This window comes from Nostoc sp., assembly GCF_036917755.1.
Taxonomy (GTDB): domain Bacteria; phylum Cyanobacteriota; class Cyanobacteriia; order Cyanobacteriales; family Nostocaceae; genus Nostoc.
On sequence record NZ_JBALFC010000133.1, the window covers coordinates 1 to 20480 of the forward strand.

19 protein-coding genes and 1 pseudogene are annotated in these 20480 nt (G+C 42.9%); 9 read left to right on the top strand and 11 right to left on the bottom strand.

The window, feature by feature from the left end; genetic code table 11:
- Positions 1 to 76: 76 nt before the first annotated feature.
- Complete coding sequence (locus tag V7L05_RS28430) at positions 77 to 799, bottom strand: S1 family peptidase (RefSeq protein WP_335169169.1); 723 nt, start codon at positions 797 to 799, stop codon at positions 77 to 79.
- Between the two features lie 9 nt (positions 800 to 808).
- Positions 809 to 1153 (bottom strand): CU044_2847 family protein, encoded by a 345-nt coding sequence (locus V7L05_RS28435; protein ID WP_335169171.1) that lies wholly within the window; start codon positions 1151 to 1153, stop codon positions 809 to 811.
- A gap of 187 nt (positions 1154 to 1340) precedes the next feature.
- Between V7L05_RS28435 and V7L05_RS28440 the strand changes: the two genes are divergently transcribed.
- Complete coding sequence (locus tag V7L05_RS28440; protein ID WP_335169173.1) at positions 1341 to 2486, top strand: ATP-binding response regulator; 1146 nt, start codon at positions 1341 to 1343, stop codon at positions 2484 to 2486.
- A gap of 195 nt (positions 2487 to 2681) precedes the next feature.
- Positions 2682 to 4064 carry an aldehyde dehydrogenase gene (locus V7L05_RS28445; RefSeq protein ID WP_335169175.1) on the top strand — a complete coding sequence of 461 codons (1383 nt, stop codon included), beginning with the start codon at positions 2682 to 2684 and terminating at the stop codon, positions 4062 to 4064.
- Positions 4065 to 4129: 65 nt separating this feature from the next.
- Here the strand turns inward: V7L05_RS28445 and V7L05_RS28450 are convergent, their stop codons facing one another.
- The 3 genes from V7L05_RS28450 to V7L05_RS28460 all read right to left on the bottom strand — a co-directional run bounded on the left by V7L05_RS28450 (position 4130) and on the right by V7L05_RS28460 (position 5777).
- Complete coding sequence (locus V7L05_RS28450; protein ID WP_335169177.1) at positions 4130 to 4735, bottom strand: sulfite oxidase-like oxidoreductase; 606 nt, start codon at positions 4733 to 4735, stop codon at positions 4130 to 4132.
- Positions 4736 to 5021: 286 nt separating this feature from the next.
- Positions 5022 to 5195: a 50S ribosomal protein L32 gene (gene rpmF / locus V7L05_RS28455; protein ID WP_094328804.1), complete on the bottom strand. Its 174-nt coding sequence runs from the start codon at positions 5193 to 5195 to the stop codon at positions 5022 to 5024.
- A gap of 114 nt (positions 5196 to 5309) precedes the next feature.
- Positions 5310 to 5777, bottom strand: coding sequence for a hypothetical protein (locus V7L05_RS28460; protein WP_335169179.1), 468 nt, complete (start codon positions 5775 to 5777; stop codon positions 5310 to 5312).
- Between the two features lie 200 nt (positions 5778 to 5977).
- Here V7L05_RS28460 and V7L05_RS28465 point away from each other — a divergent pair, with 200 nt between their 5' ends.
- Positions 5978 to 7858 (top strand): caspase family protein, encoded by a 1881-nt coding sequence (locus V7L05_RS28465; protein ID WP_335169181.1) that lies wholly within the window; start codon positions 5978 to 5980, stop codon positions 7856 to 7858.
- A 124-nt stretch (positions 7859 to 7982) separates the two neighbouring features.
- On the opposite strand, the gene V7L05_RS28470 is transcribed toward V7L05_RS28465, so the two are convergent.
- The gene (locus V7L05_RS28470; RefSeq protein WP_335169183.1) at positions 7983 to 8360 is read right to left on the bottom strand and encodes a Mo-dependent nitrogenase C-terminal domain-containing protein; all 378 of its coding nucleotides are present in this window, start codon (positions 8358 to 8360) and stop codon (positions 7983 to 7985) included.
- A 392-nt stretch (positions 8361 to 8752) separates the two neighbouring features.
- Between V7L05_RS28470 and V7L05_RS28475 the strand changes: the two are divergent.
- Positions 8753 to 9387 (top strand): annotated as a pseudogene (locus V7L05_RS28475) (SLC13 family permease); the annotation flags it as partial.
- Positions 9388 to 9456: 69 nt separating this feature from the next.
- On the opposite strand, the gene V7L05_RS28480 reads toward V7L05_RS28475, so the two are convergent.
- The 4 genes from V7L05_RS28480 to V7L05_RS28495 form a co-directional block, all read right to left on the bottom strand.
- Positions 9457 to 9681 carry a hypothetical protein gene (locus tag V7L05_RS28480; protein ID WP_335169185.1) on the bottom strand — a complete coding sequence of 75 codons (225 nt, stop codon included), beginning with the start codon at positions 9679 to 9681 and terminating at the stop codon, positions 9457 to 9459.
- Positions 9682 to 9809: 128 nt separating this feature from the next.
- A complete protein-coding gene (locus V7L05_RS28485; RefSeq protein WP_335169187.1) occupies positions 9810 to 11582 on the bottom strand; it encodes a ribonuclease J in 1773 nt (590 codons plus the stop codon).
- Positions 11583 to 11862: 280 nt separating this feature from the next.
- Positions 11863 to 12747: a 4-hydroxy-tetrahydrodipicolinate synthase gene (gene dapA, locus V7L05_RS28490; protein WP_335169189.1), complete on the bottom strand. Its 885-nt coding sequence runs from the start codon at positions 12745 to 12747 to the stop codon at positions 11863 to 11865.
- A gap of 113 nt (positions 12748 to 12860) precedes the next feature.
- Positions 12861 to 13898: an aspartate-semialdehyde dehydrogenase gene (locus V7L05_RS28495; protein WP_335169192.1), complete on the bottom strand. Its 1038-nt coding sequence runs from the start codon at positions 13896 to 13898 to the stop codon at positions 12861 to 12863.
- A gap of 553 nt (positions 13899 to 14451) precedes the next feature.
- Between V7L05_RS28495 and V7L05_RS28500 the strand changes: the two genes are divergently transcribed.
- The 5 genes from V7L05_RS28500 (at position 14452) to V7L05_RS28520 (ending at position 19580) form a co-directional block, all read left to right on the top strand.
- Complete coding sequence (locus V7L05_RS28500) at positions 14452 to 14571, top strand: histidine kinase (RefSeq protein ID WP_335169195.1); 120 nt, start codon at positions 14452 to 14454, stop codon at positions 14569 to 14571.
- A 217-nt stretch (positions 14572 to 14788) separates the two neighbouring features.
- Entirely contained in the window at positions 14789 to 16222 is a 1434-nt protein-coding gene (tig, locus tag V7L05_RS28505) for a trigger factor (RefSeq protein WP_335169197.1), read from the top strand.
- A gap of 277 nt (positions 16223 to 16499) precedes the next feature.
- The gene (clpP, locus tag V7L05_RS28510) at positions 16500 to 17198 is read left to right on the top strand and encodes an ATP-dependent Clp endopeptidase proteolytic subunit ClpP (protein ID WP_335169199.1); all 699 of its coding nucleotides are present in this window, start codon (positions 16500 to 16502) and stop codon (positions 17196 to 17198) included.
- 9 nt (positions 17199 to 17207) lie between these two features.
- Positions 17208 to 18548, top strand: a complete 1341-nt coding sequence (gene clpX / locus V7L05_RS28515; RefSeq protein ID WP_335169201.1) for an ATP-dependent protease ATP-binding subunit ClpX — start codon at positions 17208 to 17210, stop codon at positions 18546 to 18548.
- A gap of 111 nt (positions 18549 to 18659) precedes the next feature.
- Complete coding sequence (locus V7L05_RS28520; protein ID WP_335169203.1) at positions 18660 to 19580, top strand: alpha/beta fold hydrolase; 921 nt, start codon at positions 18660 to 18662, stop codon at positions 19578 to 19580.
- Between the two features lie 73 nt (positions 19581 to 19653).
- Here the strand turns inward: V7L05_RS28520 and V7L05_RS28525 are convergent, their stop codons facing one another.
- Positions 19654 to 20241 carry a Uma2 family endonuclease gene (locus tag V7L05_RS28525; protein ID WP_335169205.1) on the bottom strand — a complete coding sequence of 196 codons (588 nt, stop codon included), beginning with the start codon at positions 20239 to 20241 and terminating at the stop codon, positions 19654 to 19656.
- Positions 20242 to 20480 lie beyond the last annotated feature (239 nt).

Here is a 20480-nt window from a genome sequence, read left to right on the forward strand (position 1 = left end):
GAGAGTTCAGCCTTTAAGTGACAGTAATCTGCTGTCAGGCTGGATTAGTTATGTACGGGCTGACTCCCGTGATTCACTAATCAACGAATCGCACTGCTTCATGTCCAGCAGCTTTGATTGCTTCATAAAAATACTGGGCAAGGCTCAAGTCTGGATCTTGACTGCGATAGCTAATAAAAACTTTAGCGCTGTCGCTATTTGGTGGCAAAAGTGGCAGGTTATGATTAATATCCAGAAATATTGATAAATTTGAGCATTTTTGCTGCACCGTAACCAGAGGTAGAGCCAATGCGCCTTCTGTATTGTCATAAGCGGCAATTATGCCAATAACTCGTTGAGTTTCCGCATCAAATACGGGCGAACCACTATAACCCCCTTGCACTTGTTGCGAATTCGCCTTGACTCGCAACCGCAACATTGGTAAGTTGCTAAATTCAGATTGGGGATTAATATCAGTGATCGTGCCATCAATCGAAGCACCTTGAGGAAAATCCGTTCGCCCATAGCCAATAGACAGAAATCGATCCATCGGCTGAAAATTAAAAGCTAAGGGAACTGAAGCACCTTGATAACCGGATAATTGCAATATGGCGAAATCATCACGGGTGCGATCGCCTAAATAAACCAACTCAACCCTTTGCCCATTGACTCGCACTTCTTCCCAACCGCCTGCCGAATCAACGACATGGGCGCAGGTGAGTAAATGTCCATTGGGTGAGATGAAAAAGCCCGTGCCTTGGATATAACCTTCTGGGGTAGCGATCGCCACGGTACAAGCTTTAACTAATTCCCAATTCATGAAAATTTATTACTTGTTTTCTTCGAGTGCCAGTTTCCAAGTTATTTTCACCTTCAGTGATGCCTGTCCAGTGGATTCGACCACATAAACCGAGCCTTTGGCGGTAAAATTCACACCAAACTCAACTTCTCCGCTTACGGGTTGTGATTCTTCCTGCAAGGTACGAAACGCCTTTGTAATTGGGCGACACCCGCGAACAATCAATTCCTTAACTGCGTCGAAGTTAGCCTCTATTTTTTCTATAGGTAACTCACCAATGGGCGATACACGACCTACTGATGCATCTGGTAGCTCAACTGCTACCAAAATCGTGCCACCATCCTCTGTATTCAGTTCTAGAAGTTTACGAGCCATAATTTAATTAGCTAGTGGCTATATCTAAAAAAGTAAGTAAAGTTGTTTTGAAAATACAATTATATAAATTTCTAGATAAACAATTTTTTTTGAAGAAACTATATCTCCGGGTAATTTATAAGAAAACTATACCAATAAATCAGCTAGTCTTACAAAAAGTTACTTTGCTCTCGTATCTTGTATCTATATGACTTCACAATCTTCTCGCTCTGACAAAATTCTGGTTGTTGATGACTCTCCTGATAACGTGTTTTTGATCAAAACTATTTTGGAGGAGGAAGGTTACACGATTAGCACCGCCGAAAATGGGATTTCGGCCTTGGCAGAATTGAAAGCTTCGCCTTGTGATTTGGTTCTACTGGATCTGATGATGCCAGGTATGGATGGGTACGAAGTCACTAAGCACATTCGTGGAGAGATGAAATTGCCGCAATACATCCCCATATTGCTGATAACTGCCCACGATGCGCCCAACGTCGCCCACGGATTAGATTTGGGTGCTGATGATTTTATCCGCAAACCTGTAACAGTTGATGAATTGCTGGCACGAGTGCGATCGCTCCTACGTTTGAAGAATAGTATGGATGAACGTGATGAAATTGCCCGCCAGCGAGAAGATTTTGTCTCCCGCCTCACCCACGACTTACGCACTCCCTTAGTAGCCGCCGATCGCATGTTGATGCTATTTCAGCAAGGCGCGTTGGGAACATTATCACCGCAAATGCAGGAAGTAATCGCCATCATGGCCCGTAGCAATATCAACCTGCTTTCTATGGTCAATACCTTATTGGAAGTTTATCGCTTTGAGGCAGGCCGTAAAACTTTGGCATTTCAACCGGTTAATTTGGACAGATTGCTAGAGGAGGTGAATGGAGAATTAGCACCCCTAGCTCAAGAAAAAGCACTGTCGATTAATCTAGATAAAACTTCGGAGTCAAGCACAAATACAGTGATGGGCGATCGCTTAGAATTGCATCGTCTATTCACTAATCTTATCGGGAATGCGATTAAATTTACCGATTCTGGGTCTGTTACTATTCGTTTTACTTCTCAAAGCCAGTTCGACAAAAGTAATCAATCTCAGTTTTCTGAAAGATCCAATTCTGTTGACTACATTAGAATTGAAATAGCGGATACAGGCCCAGGTATTCCTCCTGAAGAACAAGCTACCATCTTTGAACGATTTCGCCAAGGCAGTCACAAGAGTTCTGGTAGCGGCTTAGGACTGTACCTTGCTCGTCGAATTGTCGAGGCGCATCAAGGCATTATTCTGCTTAATTCCGAGTTGGGCAAAGGTAGTGTATTTAGTGTGCTTCTACCCACCAAAACCTGAGAAAATTAGTAATTATAAATTATGAATTATAGAACCATTTTCCCTGATAATTCATAATTTATAACCTTACTACTATCTACCAATGATTTAAAGCAAATATTCCAATTAGAAAGTAAAACACTAAAATATGACGAATAAAATATGTTGATCTCACAGCGCTAGCATTGAAGAAATAGTTTTTGATAGGACAAAACAATGATTACCACTGAATTATCTAAGGTTGGCGATATTATCCATAATCAGCGTGAGTTTTTTAAAACTGGTAAAACTAAAGATGTCACTTTTCGCATTGAACAACTCAAAACTCTCAAGCAAGCAATCATTGAGCATGAACAGTCAATAGTCGAGGCATTACAAGGGGATTTACATAAACCAGAATTGGAGACTTACCTTACAGAAATCGGCGTAATTAAGGAAATTGATTACGCTATAAAACATATCAATACTTGGAGTAAGCCCAAAAAAGCAGCCGTTTCCTTTGATTTTTTTTCCTACTCAGCTAGAATTTATCCAGAACCACTAGGGGTTGTGTTAATTATCGGGCCTTGGAACTATCCATTTCAGTTAATTATCTCACCGTTAATAGGTGCGATCGCAGCCGGGAATTGTGCAATTATCAAACCTTCAGAAATTGCTTCTCATACTTCCGGTATCATCGCTGAAATTGTCGCCAAACATTTTGACCCAGCTTATATTGCAGTGGTTGAAGGAGGCGTTGAAGCAAGTGAAAAACTACTGGCAGAAAAGTTTGACCATATCTTTTTTACTGGTGGCACAGCCATCGGCAAAATAATCATGGCAGCAGCAGCAAAATATCTCACACCAGTTACTTTAGAATTGGGCGGTAAAAGTCCTTGTATCGTAGATACTGACATTAATCTTGAACACACTGTCAGACGAATTACTTGGGGAAAATTTATTAATGCTGGACAAACTTGTATTGCCCCTGACTATCTTTTAGTTGATAAAAAAATCAAAAAAGATTTAATAGATGGACTGGAAAAATGCCTAAAAGAATTTTATGGCGATAATCCAGTAAACAGTCATGATTATGCCAGAATTATCAGTCAAAAACACTTTGACAGGTTAGTTAACTTTCTCAAAGATGGTGAAGTTATAATTGGTGGAAAAACTCAACCTTCAGAGCGTTATATTGCCCCGACAGTGATTGATAATGTCTCCTTAGAAGATTCTGTAATGCAGGAAGAAATTTTTGGCCCCATTCTACCCATCATTGAATATACTGACATTGCAGAAGCGATCGCCTTGATTAACTCTAGACCCAAACCCTTGGCGTTATACTTATTTTCTCAAAACAAAAACCTACAAAAGCGAATTTTGCAGGAAACTTCCTCTGGTGGAGTCTGTATCAACGATACAGTGATGCAGGTTGGTGTTTCGTCTTTACCATTTGGTGGGGTGGGAGATAGCGGTATTGGCAACTATCACGGCAAAGCTAGTTTTGACACCTTTTCTCATGAAAAAAGTGTATTGCAAAACTCATTCTGGCTGGATTTAAAATGGCGATACGCTCCTTACGAGGGCAAATTGCCGCTAATCAAGAAACTTTTGGGTTAAAAAAAGTTATGAGTTAGGAGTTATGAATTTTTAACTCCTAACTCCTAACTCCTAACTCTTAACTTTTAAAATTCAAAAGCGTTGCTGTAACGCTCCTCAGCCCAAGGTTCACCACGACGATGGTAGCCATTGCGCTCCCAAAAACCAAGTTCTTCACCAGCTAAAAACTCTAAACCATTAATCCACTTAGCACTTTTCCAAGCGTAAAGGTGGGGAACAACTAGCCGCATCGGCCCACCGTGTTCAGCTGGAAGGGCTTCACCAAAGACTTTAAAGGCAAAGAAGTTTTCTTCCCGCATAAAATCTTCTATAGAAATATTGGTAGTGTAGCCGCCATAGCAGTGTTCCATAATATGGGCTACTTTGGGGTCTAGCTCAATCAGACCCATAAAATCTGCCACTTTTATGCCAGTCCATTTGACATCGAGTTTAGACCAGCGCGTTACACAGTGGAAGTCTGCTGTGAATTCGTGTTGAGGCAGCGCCATAAAGTCTGACCAACTAAAGGTAGCAGCTTTTGCCAAACCCCAAACTCGAAACTCCCATTCCTCAGTGCTGACTTGGGGAGTTGCACCGTAAGTTAATACGGGGAAACCTTTAGCTAAGTGTTGACCAGGAGGAACGCGTTCGCTCTCTTCGTTCCCTGGTTTCTGAAAAAATTTTCCTAGCATAGTTGGAGAAAAATAAGTTTTCTCAAAATATTTACAAGCTTTTTTGCAAATACTCTTTATATGATTACTTGATCATTACTCATAAATCATAGGTAATGGGTAATGGATGTTCCCAATTACTCACTACCAATTTTTCTCGATTTAATGAGCTTGTTTAGAGTATTTATTATTCATAATCCAATCAGGAAAGCTAAGAAAAAGCGTTTATCCAGTGGTAATAGTCTTGATTGGTTATTTTTGCCAATCCAATCTATTGGTGCTGTTCATGCTTTTCCTGACTGGGAAATTATGATTCTTCTTCCTCTTCTTCAGCAGCTGGATAGACAAATGTAGAACGTCCAGTCAAAATTGACTTGCCCAAAGAGAGAGCTTTCTGAGCTTCGACTACGGCTTTATGCCTCCAGGTAGCTCGACGTTTATCTCGTTTTGATTTGGAAGTTTTCTTCTTAGGAACAGCCATGTCAGCAGGTATCGCGATTCTTGACAACCTTCTTATTCTAGGCCATCCACTGACGCTAACGACAACAGTAGGGGCAATTCATGAATTGCCCCTACTGAAAATCTTTCTTTTCGGCTATTTTTTGGGTAAATCCTGGCTATTTTCAAAGAAAAGTAGCGATCGCGCAGTTTTGAAGTAAGTAGCCCAAATTTGAGCATCAGGGCGCGATCGCCATTCTGGACGACTGACTTCTAATGTCAGAACTGGTGCGATCGATCCATAATTTTGTACGGACACAATGATTGAAACATCTGTCACCAAGATATCTTGGTCGAAACTCCGTTGAGCAGCTGCTCTAGCGGCTGCTTCCGCTCTGGTGAGAACGGTTTCGTAGTTTTCATCTGGCAGGCGGTCAATAGCTAGATCAACTCTAGCGGTGTAAGCTCGCACAACTTGAGGTGCGATCGCTTCCGTTAAAAACCACGCAGGAACAGTAGATATGAGCAAAACTACTAAAGGAACTATCCGGATTCTTCTGGCAATTTGGCTAATAACTGAAAAGGGAGTGATCGATGATGGTAGGTGAGCAGAAATCTTGCTCATGACCTTCTATCTCCTTAGTGATGATCTGTTATTGAAATTAGGTGAAAGTATTTTCCGAAAAACCAACGTAATAAAAATTACATTCTAACTGAAGATTCGATCAGAATCACCTAGACTATAAGACATTAGGTTAGCTTTGTTTTTTGGGCAAAGCCAACCGCAATTTTAAGACCAGCAAACAATAACTGACAAAGAGCGGGATGGCAAATTACTGGGCGATCGCGATTGGCATCAATCAATATCAGTTATTTCAACCTTTAAGTTGTGCCCAAGCAGATGCTGAGGCACTAGAGGATTTTTTGGTGACAGAGGCAGGTTTTGTCCCCAAACACTGTCTGTTAATGACAGATACTTCGCCGCCGATTGGGGATAGGTCAACTTATCCGACGAAGGAGAATATTTTGCTGCTGCTTGAGGATTTGGCAGCAACAAGTTGGCAACCGGAAGACTATCTGTGGTTATTCTTTAGCGGTTATGGGGTCAACTATAAGGGTAAAGATTACTTAATGCCAGCAGAGGGCAACCCCGAACTCGTGCAAGAGACTGGCATCGAATTGCGATCGCTAATGCAAAGTCTGCAACTTGCTGACCTAAATGTATTGCTACTACTCGATATCAATCGCGCTTTTGGTACCCAAGCGGATGCTCCCGTTGGTGAAGAAACAATAGAACTAGCCCAAGAACTACAACTGGCGACAATTCTTTCTTGCCAACCAGAGCAATTTTCCCATGAAAGTAGCGAATTAGGTCACGGATTCTTTACAGCAGCTTTGTTAGAAGCTTTGCGTTCTGGCAATGGCAGCAACTTGGCAGATTTAGAAAGCTACCTAAGCCTGCTCATGCCAAAATTATGTCAACACCACTGGAATCCTGTCCAAAATCCTGCCACTATCATCCCATCAAGGCAGCAAGTAATCTTGCCAAAATTGGCAATGGAAAACGACTTTCAACCAGAACCGGTGATTTATCCCGAAGAATCCTTTGCTGTTGCGCTTGCGGCTCCCCCCCTCGACGATTACCCTAGAACTTCAGCAGATCGGGGCAGATGGGGAGAAGCTAGTGTGAACTCCTCCCAACAGGTAAAGGCTCACAGGGTCGAGAAGTCTAAGGGTCAAAAAGTCCAGGAGTCAGCTACCGGCTTAGTTTCCCAGCCAATGGCGGAAACTTCTTTAGGAGTGAATACCAGAGGAAGATTTATCCCCAATTCCTCCAAAGGCTACGTCTCTCGATTGCCAGCGAATCAGCCAAGCATCCCTTTTTGGAAACAGTTTATCTTATGGGGCGGAGGTAGCTTGCTGGTAGCAGGTTTAATCGCCGTAGTTTTTCTCCGTAATCAAGAAACTTTTAGAATTAAGCAAATATCAAACACATCACCCAATGCTACTGCTAGCGATCGCCAGGTTATCCAGAATTTACCAAGCGCTCGCACTCTACCAGTTAGACTCAACAACCAATCTAGCGCCCAAATAGCCTCTAGTTCCGAGTCAAAAAAGCGGAATCAAGCAGTATTAGACCTAGCGAAAATGTCGCTCAGACAAACTCAGGCTAGCGATTTGGGCTTGGCGATCGCTACAGCCCGGAAAATTAAACCCGGTGAACCACTGTACGAACAAGCTCAGGAAAATATTAAGATTTGGAGCCGAATGATTTTAGATTTAGCAGAAGGTCGTGCTAAACAAAGACAGTATGCTAGCGCTATTGCTGCCGCACGGTTAATTACCAAAGATGAAGATCCCTATGCCAAAGCACAAGCAGCAATTAACCTGTGGCGGTTAGAGGGCAAGCAGTATGTGAGTAACAAAACTCTTTTAGATGCAGCTAATGCCTTGATTAAGTCTGGACAGGCATCTACCTACAATCGGGCGATCGAAGTTGCTAAGAAAGTACCACCAGGTCAGCCAGGCTTCGATACTGCCCAAAAATCGATCAATAACTGGAGTGAGAAAATTTTAGATTTGGCCAAGCGTCGCGCTGCGGAAGGAGAACGTAATGGCGCAATTGCAACGGCTGCTTTAGTGCCAGAGGAGACAGGCGCTTACGAAGATGCTCAGGATGCTATCCAAAAATGGCAAAAAAAATAGTGGGGAGTGGGGAGTGGGGAGTGGGGAGTGGGGAGTTAGGAGTTATGAGTTATGAATTATGAGTTTTATTTTTAATTACTCACTAATCACTCGTCATTTCTAACTTTTTCCTAAGCGCTCTGTATTAGCAGTAGTGCGACACATCTTCGCCACAATCGTCGGCTAGATAGCACATTGCTCGGAAACGTAAACCAACCACTTCTTCATATAAGGGGTTGAGCTTGCACATCGGCGGAATGTGAAACAGGGTTTTCCCGAATAATTTGACATCTCGTTCAAAGGGACACTGAGATGGAATCAGTTTGCACAAGCGGTGAGCTAGTTGGCGATCGCGGACTTGAATGCTATCTACCCGATGCCGTAAGGGTTGGAGAATATTCCAGTAAGAATTGGAAACAGAATGGTTTAGCTGGCTTGCTTTATGGTCACTATTCTCTGTTTGATTGATTGAAACCCAGCTTGCCAGAAAAATCTTTTTTGTGGTATTGTTGAACACTTTCATGGTTAATCCTCCGTGTTATTAAGGTTATTCATCTTTTTGATGAATATATGCAACGTGGCGACGACCTTTACCGGAAGAATCGTGTCCTGACTGCGATATAATGTAATACCTGATTAGCCACTTAAGTCAGAACCTAATTTATTACTACGTCAAGTTAATCTCAATTTTCTGGGGATCGGTAGCGTAATATTACGATCTTGTTCATATCTTGACATACTTAAGATTTTAGTAAAGACATCTGTCATTGGGTAGGTTTTAGTGTAGCATTTACAAACCTTAATATAAGGTCTTCCTGGAAGTATTTTTGCTAAGTATAAATATTGGTAATACCCTAGTAGGCGTTTTTCCTCTCCGTATTCCCACTTTCCCACGTTGCCGCGTCCTGTTCATTGCTGGCTGTTCTGAATTTACAGGAGACATGGCAGTTCATTGATGCCAATACCATCGTATTTCTCTTGAGCATGATGGTAGTTAATGCCAAACTATGCTAATGAGGGTTTTTTAGGCGATCGCTGTTCCTGATATTGAGTGTTACTCGCAGTCCTCTGGGTTTGTTGATTGCTTTAACTTTTGGCAGTGGTAAGCTGCTACGCCTTTTTTCTCAATTACACTCTGGCGTTGATTTTTACAGCTCCGACTTTGAGCCTGACTCAAACTTTGGGTTTAAATCCGATTCCTTATTTACTAGCGATCGCAGGTACAACTAATATAGGCTCGGTAGCAACTTTGAGTGGTAATCCTCAAAATATCTTGATTGGCTCCTTTTCAGGTATCTCCTATCTAGATTTTCTGCGTGTATTAGCCCCAGTTGCCCTCGCAGGCTTGGTAGTTCAGATAGGATTACTGTGGCTACTTTACCCAGATGTGCGCTCAGTGAAATCTTGCCAACAGGTAATGTTTGGCAACCAACGTATTTTTAAACGTAACTGTTGTTTTATCTAACTTAATTTCTAATGTGCCGGCTGTACTTCTGCTGCATCCCCTGCTTCCTCAAGGTGACACTAAGTATTGGCTATTGTTGGCAGCTTGATCTATTCAAAGCATTTCTGGTGCTTTACATAAGTTTACGTAGTTCGCTTTAATTGTGCCTACCTACTTATCTGCTGAACGTACCATTAGGTCGCGGTTGTAAAGGAAGTCCCATTTTTTGAATTTCTAAAAAAAAGCGAACTAACAATAGGGTGATAATCGCCTCATGTTTGCCAGTACCAGGAGGTATTTCTACCAGCACCTCATCCTCAATTTCATAGCGCTTGTCTGTGCCATCATCAAAATTTACATACTCTTCAAGAGTATTAATTTTTATTGGTGTTTTAGTCATAGCGATCGCCTCCAAGAACTATAGACAAGTTCTGTACCCATGATCAAAGACTCTATCTCACGCCAAAGCGCAAAGACGTTAGAAAAACTCTGCGTCTTTGCGCTTTGGCGTTAAATTGTTATCTTACCCTATGATGCTACCTGAGCAGCAGTCCGAGTCCGCCGTCTTCTACCATCGGCAACTTTCACAGGCGGCTCATCAGGAATTTGCATCAACAAAGTCACAGATGGCTGACATTGCAATTCCCGGCGGATGGAACGTTGCAATTCTCGCTCTAAAGTTCCTTGCAATCCACCCCAATCTATATCTGCTGCTTCACCTTCCCCAGCAGCAAATTCTGACCAACGCACACTGAGGATTTCTTCAATGCGTTGTTTTACCCAGGTTTGTAGTAGTGATCGCTCGACACTTGTCACTACACCCCGGAGGTGAGTTTCTGGTTTTGCCAACAGTTTACCATTCCAATCAATGGCAGCTGCGATCGTGATAATGCCTTCTGAAGCCATGCGTTGCCGTTCTTGCAACACTTTGGCACTGACCATACCCGAACTGGTAGTATCCACCAGTTCGATACCAGATGGCACTTTACCAGCGACGCGAATAGAATCTTCAGTCAGTTCGACAACATCACCATTCTGAATAATGATCATGTTTTCTGCGGGAATGCCCATACTCTGAGCCGTTTCTGCGTGTTTCACCAGCATCCGATGTTCGCCGTGAAATGGCACAAAGAATTTGGGTCGAGTTAAGGCAATCATCAGCTTTTGTTCTTCCTGACAGCCGTGACCGGAGACGTGAATCCCTTTATCCCGACCATAGACTACTTTCGCTCCCTGGATCATCAACTTATCGATGGTGTTGACTACAGCGATTGTATTTCCGGGAATTGGGTTAGCAGAGAATACTACGGTATCTCCTTGGCGGATTTTAATGTGAGGATGTTCTTTGTTGGCAATGCGGGTCATTGCTGCCATCAATTCACCCTGAGAACCTGTAGTTAAAATTAGTACTCTTTCATCAGGCAAATTACGGACTGCGTGCAATGGTTGCAGCAGATTATCGTCACACTTGATGTAACCTAAATTGCGGGCATGAGCAATCAAGTTCAGCATGGAACGCCCCACAATCGTCACTACACGGTTTTGCTTCTTGGCGATATCCAAAATCATGTTGATGCGATGCACGCTGGAAGCAAAGGTAGTGACAAATAATCGCCCAGTGGCTTGACTAAATACTCTCTCCAGATTGGGATAAACGGAACGTTCCGAAGGTGTAAATCCTGCAATCTCAGCGTTAGTGGAATCACTTAGGAGGCAAAGAACGCCTTTTTCACCATGTTCTGCTAGGCGTTGCAAGTCAAACTTTTCACCGTCTACTGGGGTGTGGTCAATTTTAAAATCGCCTGTGTGAATGACTACACCAAGGGGAGTATGAATGGCAACAGTGAAACTATCAGCGATGGAGTGGGTGTTACGGATATATTCCACCAAAAAGTTTTTGCCAATCCGCACGACATCACGGGGTAGAACAGTTCTGATTTCTGTGCGATCGCGCACTCCCGCTTCTTCCAGTTTACCTTCTAGCATTGCCATTGCGAGTCTGGGCCCATAAATCACGGGGATATCAAATTGCTTGAGATGAAAAGCAATCCCGCCAATATGGTCTTCATGACCATGAGTAACGATCATCCCTTTAATTTTGTGGCGATTTTCTCGCAGATAGGTCGTATCTGGCAGAACAATATTTACTCCATGCATCGCCTCTGTGGGAAAAGCCAATCCTGCATCTAACAGAATAATTTCATTGTCATACTCGAAAAGACAGGTATTTTTGCCAATTTCATGCAAACCGCCCAAAGGAATAATTTTCAAGGCGGAATTGTTAGCTTCGTTTTTAGCCATTTTCTCCTTAGATTGTTTACTTGTGGTTAATTAAGTTGATAGTTAACGAACTTCTATTAAGACAACATCTGCTGTCTCTTAAGTCAGTCCCAAAGCAATCAAGTTTTAATTGAAGATTTCAATTTTTTATTCAATAAAATCGACTGTACACTTAAGGATTCATAGTATATCTATCAGTCCTAGCACAGGTTTTTTAAATTGCAACTTATGAACAATTATGGTCATTGTTTATATGTATCTTTGGCAATGAGCAGATCGCCAGCGCTTAACTAGTTGGTGGCTAGATTAAACTAAGTTCTTTCAGAACCGCTTCTAACTTTTGACTGACTTCTAAATCAGCTTCACATAGCGGCGGACGAGTTGAACCAACCTCCCAACCTTGAAGTTTCAGTGCTTTTTTCACTGGAATGGGATTTGAAGTGAGAAATAGAGCTTTAAACAACGGAAAGAGTTGGAGATGAATCTCGCTGGCTACCTCGATTTTCCCCGCATTAAAAGCTTGGATCATCTGCTGTAGTTGGTTTCCTACCAGATGAGAAGCCACACTTACCACACCCTTTGCCCCGATCGCTAACAAGGGCAAAGTCATGTAATCATCACCAGAATAGATGTGGAATTCTTTTGGTGTTAGGCGACGAATTTCGCTTGCCTGATCTATACTACCAGTGGATTCTTTAATCCCGACAATATTGCTAACCTCAGCTAACCGGGCAACTGTTTCTGGCTGAAGGTTTTGTCCGGTACGACCGGGAACATTGTATAACAACAACGGTAAGTCGGGACAGGCTTGTGCTATTGCCTGAAAGTGCGCTTCCAATCCCGCTTGTGGCGGCTTGTTGTAATAAGGAACAACTTGTAAGGAACCATGTACTCCTATCTTAGACGCTTTTTGGGTGGCAGCGATCGCTTCTTTGGTGGAATTTGATCCACAACCTGCGATCACCTTAGCTTTTCCTGCCACTGACTGCAATACCTCGACAAACAACTGGTATTCCTCATCCCAACTTAGCGTCGGGGATTCTCCTGTTGTGCCGCACATCACCAATGTATCTGTACCGTTGTTAGCTAGATGCGCCGCTAGTTCTGCCGCTACATCATAGTTGACACTACCATCTGCTTTAAACGGCGTAATCATCGCGGTTAAAACATTACCAAAATCTCCCACCCTTTTTTCACTCCTGATTACCCATGTTTTTGTATCTTGGTGGTTTTCTCTTGTAATAACCTATCTGCAAATTAGTTTCAAGTGTCATTAATCATTTGTCACTTAATCAATGATTAATGACTAATAGCTAATGGTTTGAGTAGATTTTTCTCTACTAATAACTCAGCGATTTGTATTGCATTCAATGCTGCGCCTTTGCGGATTTGGTCGCCACACAACCATAATTCCAACCCACAAGGATGAGAAATATCCTGACGAATTCTTCCCACTAAAACTTCATCTTTACCTGTTGCTTCAATTGGCATCGGAAAATGATTAGTTCCCCAATCTTCGACCAATTTCACTCCAGGGGAGGAATTTAAAATTTCTCTGGCTTCCTTTGCACTAAAGGGAGTCTCAAATTCTAAATTAATCGCTTCTGAGTGGGCGCGGAGTACGGGAACCCGTATACAGGTCGCAGTGATTCTGATTTGCTGCGTGCCAAATATTTTTCGGGTTTCGTTGACCATTTTCATTTCTTCCTCACAATAACCCAAATCGTTTAATGGGGAGTTATGGGGGAATAAATTAAATGCCAATGGGTAAGGCAATATTTCGGCAACTGGCGGCTGTCCTTGTAGTATAGCGCTTGTTTGGGTTTTGACTTCTGCCATTGCTCTGGCACCAGCACCACTAGCAGATTGGTAGGTTGAAGCGACAATGCGTTGCACTGGTTTAACTTTATGCAATGGCCATACTGCCACAGCCATTAAAATTGTTGTGCAGTTGGGGTTAGCAATAATGCCTTGGTGATTAGCTGCGGCTAGTGGATTCACTTCTGGTACTACTAAGGGAACTTCCGGGTTCATCCGAAAGGCACTGGAGTTGTCAATTACCACTGCGCCCTTTTTGACGGCAATTGCTGCCCAAGTTTTAGATGTGGAACCACCGGCACTAGCTAGTACTATATCGACATTTTCAAAGGCGCGATCGCTCACTGGTTCTACTGGTATATTTTCCCCTTTAAACCGTAGCGATCGCCCGACACTCCGTTCTGATGCCAATAACTTCAGGTTAGCAACAGGGAAATTACGACTTTCTAATAATTCCAGCAACTCTGTGCCAACTGCACCAGTCGCTCCCAAAATAGCTAAACGATAGGATTTCGACAAACTTGCTTCCTCCTTTAAGATTTGGAACAATTCACAATTTACTTATATTTAAATAGCGATCGCAGTCTCGAAATACATTTTGAATAGATTTAGATTTTTCTCTAATTTAGTCGATCTTTATAGATTTAATACATTTATTTTCTTGACTATTTAATAAGTTAAGTAATGTTGCATTCTCCAACAATGGCTATCTGATTTCTCCATCGATTTAAACTATATATTATTATACAACAAATCGCCATTTAGCAGAAAAATAGAGATATCTGCACTTAGACATTTAATAGGCATCCCACCTGTAAGGCAACAAACATCTTGGCTGCAAAGTTGTTTACCAAGATGATGAATATACTAGGATCGAAATGCATAAAACCAGCACAACATAAAACTCAGCTATGGGTCTAGGCAACAGATGCGTTCTTGTACCACAACTTAATAATAGCTAGATTCAACACTATAACTTTAACTTGGGGGTACTAACCACTCGCTGAGAACCAGGATATCACGGCATTAGCCTAGTGAATAATTAATTCCTAAGTTTCAGAGGGAGTGGGGAATGGGGAATGGGGAATGGGGAGATGAGGGAGATGAGGGAGATGAGGAAGATGAGGGAGATGGGGGAAGAAAGAATAACCAATGCCCAATGCCCAATGCCCAATGCCCAATGCCCCATTAACCAAATTGTGATGAAGGTAAAATGTCAAGTCCTTGGTCATTGGCAGTAAACTGGATCTTTGCCCCAGGACAAACATCTATCCATCTTTGGATGTCATAAGACCTTTTGGCAAGCTCCCATTGCCCTTAAGAGACATCAAGCCATAAACGCAAACAATTATTTTATTGCGTCTTGTGTGTACTCGGAGTATAAAATACCATAAAACTAGAGACGAAGCATGAAAGTCACCCAGGAAAAACTTCCCGCCAGCCAAATTGGACTGGAAATAGAGATTACGCCGGAAATTACCAAGCAAACTTACGAAAAGGTAATTAAAAACTTAGCGAGTACTGCCAATATTTCTGGGTTTCGTAAAGGTAAAGTACCTCGCCCAATATTATTACAACGGCTGGGTACAACTCGAATCAAGGCAGCAGCGCTGGAAGAACTAATTCAAGATGGCATTGAGCAAGCAGTCAAACAAGAGGCTATCCCGGCAATCGGTCAGCCGCAATTGCGCTCCTCTTTTGAAGATTTGATTAAGAATTATGAACCTGGAAAACCCCTGACGATTTCGGCTGCTGTTGATGTAGAACCAGAAGTGAATCTAGTTCAGTACACTGATTTGCAGACCAAGGCAGAAGAAGTCAAGTTCGATCCAGAACGAGTGGAGAACACGCTGGATAAGGAACGTCAAGAATTGGCGACATTGATTCCTGTGGAAGGACGTGCAGCCCAAATCGGCGATATTGCCGTAGTCGATTTTAAGGGTGTATTCTCCAAAGCCGAGGGCGAAGACGAAACAGCCGAACCAGAACCTATTCCTGGAGCCGAAGCAACTGATTTTCAAGTTGAGTTGCAGGAAGATAAGTTTATTCCAGGCTTTATTTCGGGAATAGTGGGGATGAATCCTGAAGAAACCAAAGAAATTGCGGCGCAGTTCCCAGATCCGTATGCTAATGAAGATTTAGCTGGAAAAGCGGCAACTTTCACCGTGACGCTCAAAGAATTGAAGGAAAAGGAGCTACCAGAAGTAAATGACGATTTCGCCCAGGAAATCAGCGATTTTGAAACCTTAGAGGAGTTACGCGCTTCTTTGGTAGAGCGATATCAAAAAGAGGCGGACGATAAAACAAAAACCAATAAGCAGGAAGCCTTGTTAACTGAACTGCTCAAGCACGTAGAAGTTGACTTACCAGGAACGTTGATTGAGCAAGAAGTGGATGCAATGCTAACGCAAACAGCAATCCGACTGTCTCAGCAGGGATTAGATGTGAGGAATTTGTTTACTCAAGATATTATTGCTCAGTTGCGCGAGCGATCGCGCACTGAGGCAATTGAACGCATCAAACGCTCCTTGTCCTTGCGGGAAATCGGGAAACGGGAATCTATCGAGCTAACACCAGAAGAAATCGCAGCCAGAGTCACAGAACTTTTGGAGCAATACCCGGAGGAAAAAGACGTTGATGAAGATAAACTGCGCTCAATCGTGGAAAACGAACTATTAACCGAAAAAATCATCGATTGGCTCTTAGAACGCTCCTCAGTTGAACTTGTACCCGAAGGCTCCTTGAGTCCCACAGAGGAAACGGAACTAACAGAATCAGATGCTGATGCACCTCAGACAGAGGAAGAAAACAGCGAAGCTTCTACAGAAGTCACAGAAGGATAAATCAAAAATCCCACAGCCACGAGTTCACCAGTTCTGAGTTAAAGTACTGGTGAAATAATGGGTTTACAACTCCGGGATGAAGCCAGAATAATTAAAGAATTAATGAATTTTCCGCAAATAGTGACACCTGTTATCACCTGAGCTTGATACTGTGTTAGACGAGAGGAAATTATATGAGGCATAATGGTTAACACGTAGCTGATAAAAATCCCATTCGTCGAAAAGGCAGCATTTGCTGCTGAAACATTTGTCCTAAATTATCGTCAAATTTAGTTGTATGCTTCTATCGCAGTCGGGAAATAACCCCATCACCAACTTAAGTCGAATAAACATTAGCTCCCAGTTGAACAGCCCTAGCAACATCGTGCCGATGGTGGTAGAACAGTCTGGCATGGGAGAAAGAGCTTTCGACATCTACTCCCGCCTGCTGCGAGAGCGGATTATCTTTTTGGGAACGCCAATAGACGATGCTGTAGCCAACTCAATCGTGGCTCAGTTGTTATTCCTGGACGCCGAAGACTCAGAAAAAGACATCCAACTGTATGTTAATTCTCCTGGCGGCTCGGTCTACGCAGGGATGGCAATCTATGATACAATGCAACAAATTCGCCCTGATGTTGTTACCATCTGTTTTGGATTAGCCGCGAGCATGGGGGCATTTTTGTTAACAGCAGGGGCTGCCGGTAAGCGAATGTCTCTGCCCGACTCCCGGATTATGATTCACCAACCACTTGGTGGCGCTCAAGGTCAAGCCATTGACATTGAAATTCAAGCCAGAGAAATTCTTTACATTAAGGGCAAGTTGAATCAGTTAATGTCTCAACATACTGGTCAACCCTTAGAAAGAATTGAAGCAGATACTGAGCGCGACTTTTTTATGTCCGCAGAAGAGGCGAAGAACTACGGTTTGATTGATCAGGTCATTTCCAGGCAAAATCTTCCCATAGCAGGGGAAAACGTCACCATTCTGAAATAAGAGGCTGGTATGTCTAAGTACGACTCCCATTTAAAGTGTTCATTCTGTGGCAAGTCTCAAGAGCAGGTGCGTAAATTAATCGCGGGGCCGGGAGTCTACATCTGCGATGAATGCGTTGACTTGTGTAATGAAATACTAGACGAGGAGTTACTCGATACCAATGGTGCGGCAGCACAACCAGCACCAAGAGCAGAACCACCTCAAAAACGGCGTACCCACTCTTCTAGTATTTCGTTTAATCAAATACCGAAGCCTAGAGAGATTAAAAAATATCTAGACGAACACGTTATTGGTCAAGACGAAGCGAAGAAAGTGCTGTCAGTAGCTGTTTACAATCACTACAAGCGGCTGGCGGTGATTCAGTCTAAAGCCAGTGGCAAAGCTGGGGCAGATGATGCAATAGAACTGCAAAAGTCCAACATTTTGTTAATTGGCCCGACTGGTTGCGGCAAAACTCTCTTAGCACAAACCCTAGCGAAAATCCTGGATGTACCCTTTGCCGTTGCCGATGCTACGACACTGACGGAAGCGGGGTATGTGGGAGAAGATGTTGAAAATATCTTGCTGCGACTGTTGCAGGTGGCAGATTTGGATATAGAGGAAGCACAGCGGGGAATTATTTACATTGATGAGATTGACAAAATTGCTCGTAAGAGCGAGAACACGTCAATTACCCGCGATGTTTCTGGCGAAGGCGTGCAGCAAGCCTTGCTGAAAATGTTAGAGGGAACGATCGCCAATGTACCACCCCAAGGAGGGCGAAAGCATCCCTATCAAGACTGCATCCAGATTGATACAAGTAATATTTTATTCGTCTGTGGTGGTGCCTTCGTGGGCTTAGAAAAGATTGTAGATCAGAGAGTTGGCAAAAAAGCAATCGGCTTTGTACAACCGGGAGAAGGCCAATCGAAGGAGAAACGAGCCGCAGACACTCTCCGCCATCTAGAACCAGATGATTTAGTCAAATTTGGCATGATTCCAGAATTTATTGGGCGCGTGCCAATGGTAGCAGTAGTAGATCCGCTAGATGAAGAAGCGCTGATGGCGATTCTCACCCAACCACGCAGCGCCTTAGTGAAGCAATACCAAAAGCTTCTGAAGATGGATAATGTCCAGTTAGATTTTAAAGCAGATGCTTTGCGAGCGATCGCTCAAGAAGCCTACCGCCGTAAAACTGGTGCTAGAGCGTTGCGGGGCATTGTCGAAGAACTGATGCTAGATGTAATGTACGAGTTACCGTCCCGTAAGGATGTGACACGTTGTACAGTAACACGGGAAATGGTCGAGAAGCGATCGACTGCCGAACTGATAATACATCCATCTTCACTTCCAAAGCCAGAATCAGCGTAATAGTCATTAGTCATTGGTCATTAGTCATTGGTTATTTATCAAAAATTAAGGACTAATAATCACATAATGAGGACAAATGACTGATGACAACTGATAAAGGACAAAGGACAAATGCCTTATATTAATGTTCGTGGGGTTGAGCATTACTACGAATGGGTGAAAAAACCATCTAGTTCTTTGGTAAAACCAGTGATGGTTTTCATGCACGGTTGGGCTGGTTCCGCTAGATATTGGCAAAATACGGCTGATGTTTTATCAGAGCAATTTGATTGTTTACTCTACGATTTGCGGGGATTTGGCCGTTCTCGTGGTAAGGCGACTATAGCCCAAGCAAGTGAATCTGTTGCCGAGTCTCAGTCCCCACAGGAAGAATCAGAGGCAATCAAAGAGTTAACCTATGAATTAGATGAATATGCTGATGATTTGGCAGCTTTGCTAGATGGGTTACATCTTGAGCGTGTGCATATCCATGCTCACTCAATGGGCGCATCTGTTGCCACTTTATTTTTTAACCGCTACCCCCAACGAGTGGAACGAGGAATTTTAACCTGTAGCGGCGTTTTTGAGTACGACGAAAAATCCTTTAGTGCCTTTCATAAATTCGGTGGCTATGTAGTAAAATTCCGTCCCAAGTGGTTAAGCAAAATCCCATTTGTTGACCGGATGTTTATGGCTAGATTTTTGCATAGTTCTATACCACATTCTGAGCGTCAAGCTTTTTTGCAAGATTTTCTCGAAGCAGATTACGATGCGGCTTTAGGGACAATTTTTACTTCAGTCAGTAAAGCTCAAGCTGAATTGATGCCGCAAGAGTTTGCCAAGCTGACTGTGCCGACTTTGCTAGTGGCAGGGGAGTATGACAAAATTATTCCAGCCGAAATGGGGAGTCAAGCAGCTGCACTGAGTGACAAAGTTGAATTTGTGATGATTCCCGGTACAGCGCATTTCCCGATGTTGGAAGATGCTCCAACTTACCTGCAACGGGTGCAAGAGTTTTTGCAGATTAACACGCCAGAAGCACAAGTGGGGTAGGTTGTTTTGTCAGCTTGAGTTTTTGATTGAGATATTCGTTATCTGCTTTTGCGTCCTGGTTAGTTCCAAGAAGTTATTTTCGGATAGCCTGCACAAATTCGGCAACAGCGTCGTACTGGTCAGGATGTCCGATATATTGGAGCAACAAAGCTGGGTCTAAATTCGGGAAGAAACCACTACGGTGTACTTCCTCATATTCACCACCCGCATTTAAACGGAATATTTTTATCTGCTCAGATTTCCAGAACCAAACTTCAGGCACTTTCTTAGGTTTATATAACTCTTTTCGGTTAATAGTGCCACTAGTAACAATAACTTCAATAACAATGTCAGGAACTTCTCCTTTTGTGTTGATGCTGTAAGACTCATCGGGTGTGCCAGAAGCATACCCAGGTTCTTCCAAAGTAAAACCACCACGACCGTAAAACCGGATGCCCAACTCTCTCATGTAAGCTTCTAGCAAATATCCAAGAGTTGTTTTCACGTACTCATGTTTTTCACCAATCGGTGACATAATTTCTAATATTCCTGACAAATAAGAGAGTCGGACATTGCGGTTGTCCTTAAGCTGTGCCTCAATACCTTTGAATTCCTCCCAAGAAACATCAGCGACGGTCACTAGTTTCTCTTGTATGGGATGGTCTAGAAGTGGAATACTCATATCGCCTCTCAACAGTTCTCCACAATCATAATCCTGAGTTATTTATCGTAAATCAAAGGGTTTAAGACCCCTACTAGTCTGTCAAATACATTTTGACGGATAAAGGAACGAACCGCAAAGGAGAGGCAGCGCGGTCTTGGGGGTCTCCCCCATGAGCGACTGCCGTCGCAAAGAGCGCTAAGGAAGAAGGAAAGAAGAAAGAAGAAAAATTGAAAAATTTATTTACCCGTCAATTAGTT